The 4,208-nt window shown below is 70.5% G+C and carries 3 protein-coding genes; all 3 read right to left on the reverse strand.

Features of this window, described 5'->3' with window-relative positions; translation table 11 throughout:
• Positions 1-2,803 (reverse strand): nitrate- and nitrite sensing domain-containing protein (locus STBA_RS08365; RefSeq protein WP_079251798.1); only part of this gene is annotated, 2,803 nt, incomplete at its 3' end.
• Between the two features lie 316 nt (positions 2,804-3,119).
• On the reverse strand, positions 3,120-3,713 hold the full coding sequence (locus STBA_RS08370; protein ID WP_077058638.1) for an ATP/GTP-binding protein: 594 nt from the start codon (positions 3,711-3,713) through the stop codon (positions 3,120-3,122).
• A complete protein-coding gene (locus STBA_RS08375) occupies positions 3,694-4,107 on the reverse strand; it encodes a DUF742 domain-containing protein (RefSeq protein WP_077058639.1) in 414 nt (137 codons plus the stop codon). The genes STBA_RS08370 and STBA_RS08375 overlap by 20 nt, the downstream gene beginning before the upstream one ends.
• Positions 4,108-4,208 lie beyond the last annotated feature (101 nt).

The following is a 4,208-nucleotide window of genomic DNA, read 5'->3' on the forward strand; positions in this document are numbered from 1 at the left end:
GATCGTCGTTTCGCGTGCCACGGCCCGTACGTGCGCCGCGGCCCTGCTGTACACCGCGGTGCAGGCTGCTCAGCCGCCCGCGGACTTCCGTCGGGTCCCGTGACACCTGCGGCCCGCCCGCGGCGGGCTCCGAGGCCGAGTGCTCCGTGAGGTTGGCCCGGGGCACCCGCTTGGGGAGGCCCGAAGAGGTCGTGCCGCCCGTGCGCTCCTCCCGGCGCGGCCCCCGGTCCCACTGGGTCTCTGCCGGTGCCTGCGGTGCCGGGGGCTCTTCCCGCAGTCGCTGTGCCGGTTCCTCCTCGGGCTGCTGCCACTGTCGTTCGCGCCGGGGAAGCCCCGCGCTGGTCGTCGACTCGTATCCCGTCGCGACCCGGTCTGGTGGACTGAAGCCTACGCGGTGCGGGCCGTTCCCGGGACCACCCAGGGGGTTATCCGCGGGCGGCGGGAAGGTGCCGAACCCGGGCTGTGCCGTGGCCGGTTCATGCCGGGTGGGCGGCGGGCCCAGCGGTGTCCGCGGGCCGGAATCGGCCCGGCGGTCCTCGCGTATCCGGTCGAGGTCGGCGCGGCCCAGGCGCACGGTGTCGCCGGTGACCTGCGGCACCTCGTACCTGGAGTCGTCGAAACCCAGCTCCGCGGCCGTGCGGGCGCCGGCCTCCAGATCCGCCTGCGTGATGTGCTGCCCGTGGGGCGCGATCCGCGAGACGGTGAACTCCTCGGGCACCTGCGCGGGAACGGGGGCGCTGCCGCCGTGGGTGATCCGTTCGGGCAGCATCACCAGCGAGGTGGTACCCGACTGCTCGCCCGAGGGGCGCAGCTGGACCCTGATGCCGTGGCGCTCGGAGAGGCGGCCCACCACGTAGAGCCCCATGCGCCGCGAGACGGCGGCGTCGACGGCGGGCGGGTCGGCGAGCCGCTTGTTGATCTCGGCGAAGTCCTCCTGGGTGAGGCCGATGCCCTTGTCGTGGATCTCGATCATGATGCGGCCGTCGGGCAGGCGGGTCGCGGTGACCCTGACCTTGGTCTGCGGCGAGGAGAACGTGGTGGCGTTCTCCAGCAGTTCCGCGAGGAGGTGCACCAGGTCGTTGACGACCGAGCCGTGGATGTCGCACTCGGGCACGCCGGACAGCTCGATGCGGGCGTACGCCGCCACTTCCGAGGCGGCGGCGCGCATGACGTCGACGAGCGCCACCGGCTGGTTCCACCGGTGCTCGGGCTCCTCGCCCGCGAGCACCAGCAGATTTTCGCCGTTGCGGCGCATGCGGGTCGCCAGATGGTCCAGCTTGAACAGGTGCTCCAGCTGCTCGGGGTCGGCCTCGTTGTTCTCCAGCTCGCTGATCAGGCTGAGCTGCCGCTCGATGAGGCCCTGGTTGCGGCTGGAGAGGTTGGTGAAGATGGCGTTGACGTTGCCGCGCAGCAGGGCCTGTTCCGCCGCGAGGCGGACGGCCTCGCGGTGGACCTGGTCGAACGCGCGGGCGACTTCGCCGATCTCGTCCTGGCTGTTGATGCGGATGGGGACCACGCGGGTGTCCACGTCGCCCGGCCTGGTCCGCGAGAGCTGGTCGACGATGGCCGGCAGCCGCTGCTCGGCCACGTCGAACGCGGCCCCGCGCAGCCGGCTCATATTGCGGCTCATCGACCTGGCCATCAGCGAGGCGAGCACGACGGCGATGATCAGGGAGCCGAGGACGACCGCGGCGTTCACGATCATGTCGCGGCGGGCGGTCGCGGCGATGTCGTGCGCCTCGTCCAGCGCGGCGTCGACCAGTTCGCGTTCGATGGTGCGGTACGCGTCGAACTCCGAGGTCGCCGCCGTGAACCAGCTCTGCTCCGTGACGCCGTTCGCCGCGAGCGCCTCGGCGTCGCCGCCCGCGCCGATGTGCGAGACCATCTCGGCGAGTGCGGGGGCGTCGGGCGCGTTGCTCGCGACGCTCTCCGCGGCCTCGGCCATCACCTCGGAGAGCCGCTGGGTGTCCTCCTCGGTGCCCGCCGAGGCGTACTCGGCCTGGGCGATGCGCTCCAGGTAGGCGTAGGAGCCGAAGGCGGTGAGCTGGAGCTCGGTGGCCTCGGCGCCGGGTCCTGGCGCGACGATGAGGTGGGTGCCGATGGCGCGCTGGAGGGAACTGGCGGCCTTGGCCAGGGAAATGGCGTAGACGGTGCGGCCGTAGGAGGTGACGTTGCCGGTGCCGAGGCCGAGTTCGTTCGCGAGCGACATCAGGGGGTGCTGGACGTCGACGTACCCCTCCTCGGTCTCCACGCCCGGCAGTTCCTCGGTGTACGCCTGCTCCCTGAGCGCTTCGAGATGCGGCTCGGCCTCGGCGATGCCGTCGAGGCGGCGCTCGAGGTTGTCCGTCCGCGGGGCCTCCTCGACGCGGGCCCGGAACTCCGCGCGCGCCTCGTCCGTTCTGGCGCGCACCTCCGCCACGGCCGGGTCGTCCCTGTTACCGCGCAGCAGCGCGGCGGCGGAAACGTCGCGTTCGTCGATGAGGGCGTGCGCGTAGGCCGTGGAGGCGCGGACGAGCTCGGCCGTGCGTTCGGCGTCGTCGGCTTCCTGCCAGGTGTCGTACGCGCCGTAGACGCGGAAGCCGCCCAGGACGAGGCCGACCAGCACGGGTATGAGCAGGATCGCGTACAGCTTCGTGGCCACCCGCCAGTTGCGGGGGGCGAGTCTGGAGCCGGTGGCCGCAGGCGCGGCGGAGTCGCCGGGGGCCTCTCGGGCACCCGGCGGCGGTGTGAAGTTGCCCCGTCCTGACGCCCGGGACGGGCCCGGTTCTGCCGTTGTCTCGGGGGTCGCGCGCTTGCGCCTCACTGGGCTCTCACCTCTCGGCATCGGCTCTCGGCGTCGGCGGGCCGCCGCTGCCGACGGTCACGACTGCGGAGTTGCCAGGATTCCAGCACGTCGGGAGATGACTTTCCAATCCCCCGCGGGCCGCTGATTTCAGCCGGTCGCGGCCGCACGAAATCGGGCATTGTGGTCGAGGGACGCAAATAGCCGGAGTTTCGTATGCGGAGAGGCACGGATCACTCGCGAGGCGTGCCCATTCGGTGCGCAATACGCAAAAGAATGTTGGCACAGCCAGCAGAGGACGTGTTGAAGAACACAGACGGAGCGGCGCGGGGACGAGTCAGTGCAACCTGGCCAGCAACGCGTGTTCGACGAGGGTGATCAGTGCACTCTTGGCCTCCGTGCGGTGGCGGGCGTCCGTGGTGATGATCGGGACGTCGGGGCCGATCTGGAGTGCCTCGCGTACCTCTTCCGGCGCGTACGGCTGGTGCCCCTCGAAGCCGTTCAGCGCGATCACGAACGGCAGTCCGCTGTTCTCGAAGTAGTCGACCGCCGGGAAACAGTCCGCCAGCCGCCGCGTGTCCACCAGTACGATCGCCCCGATCGCGCCACGGACGAGGTCGTCCCACATGAACCAGAAACGGTCCTGCCCCGGGGTGCCGAACAAGTACAGAATCAGATCCTGATCCAGCGTGATACGGCCGAAGTCCATCGCCACCGTCGTGGTGGTCTTGCCCGCCGTGTGCGTCAGATCGTCGATCCCCGCCGACGCCGACGTCATCACCGCCTCCGTCCGCAGCGGGTTGATCTCCGACACCGACCCCACGAACGTGGTCTTCCCCACGCCGAACCCCCCCGCAATCACGATCTTCGCGGACGTGGTCGACTGGGAGGGAGCCGGACGGCCCGCGGCGCTAGAGCTTCCGAAGTCCACTGAGCACCCTTTCGAGCAACGTCACATCTGGCTGGCCGCCCGGCTCGGCATCGTTACCTGGCTGGTGGATGGCGACGAGCCCGGCCTCGGCGAGATCGGCCACCAGAATCCGCGCCACCCCCAGCGGCATGCCGAGCAGTGCGGACACCTCCGCCACCGACTTCACTTCCAGGCACAGCTGGCAGATCCGCTGGTGCTCGGGCAGGAGCCCCTGGAGCTGCACCGGCTCGGCAGTCGTGCTCACCAGCGCCTCGATCGCCAGCTGGTAGCGCGGCCGGGTCCTGCCACCAGTCATCGCATACGGACGTACCAGCGGCTGGTCGCCGTCGTCGTCGTACGAGCCGTAATGATGCTGAGCGCCGTACGAGCCCTGCGAGGGTGGCGGGGTGATCATAGCTCCTCCGAGCATTACATGAGGTCGGCGAGGCGGATGGTGGTGCTCATGTGGGGGGAGCTGGGGGTCAGTTAAGCAGACTTCCTTGGAGCTCGGCCCGG

The sequence above is a fragment of the Streptomyces sp. MP131-18 genome (assembly GCF_001984575.1).
In the GTDB taxonomy this organism is placed as follows: domain Bacteria; phylum Actinomycetota; class Actinomycetes; order Streptomycetales; family Streptomycetaceae; genus Streptomyces; species Streptomyces johnsoniae.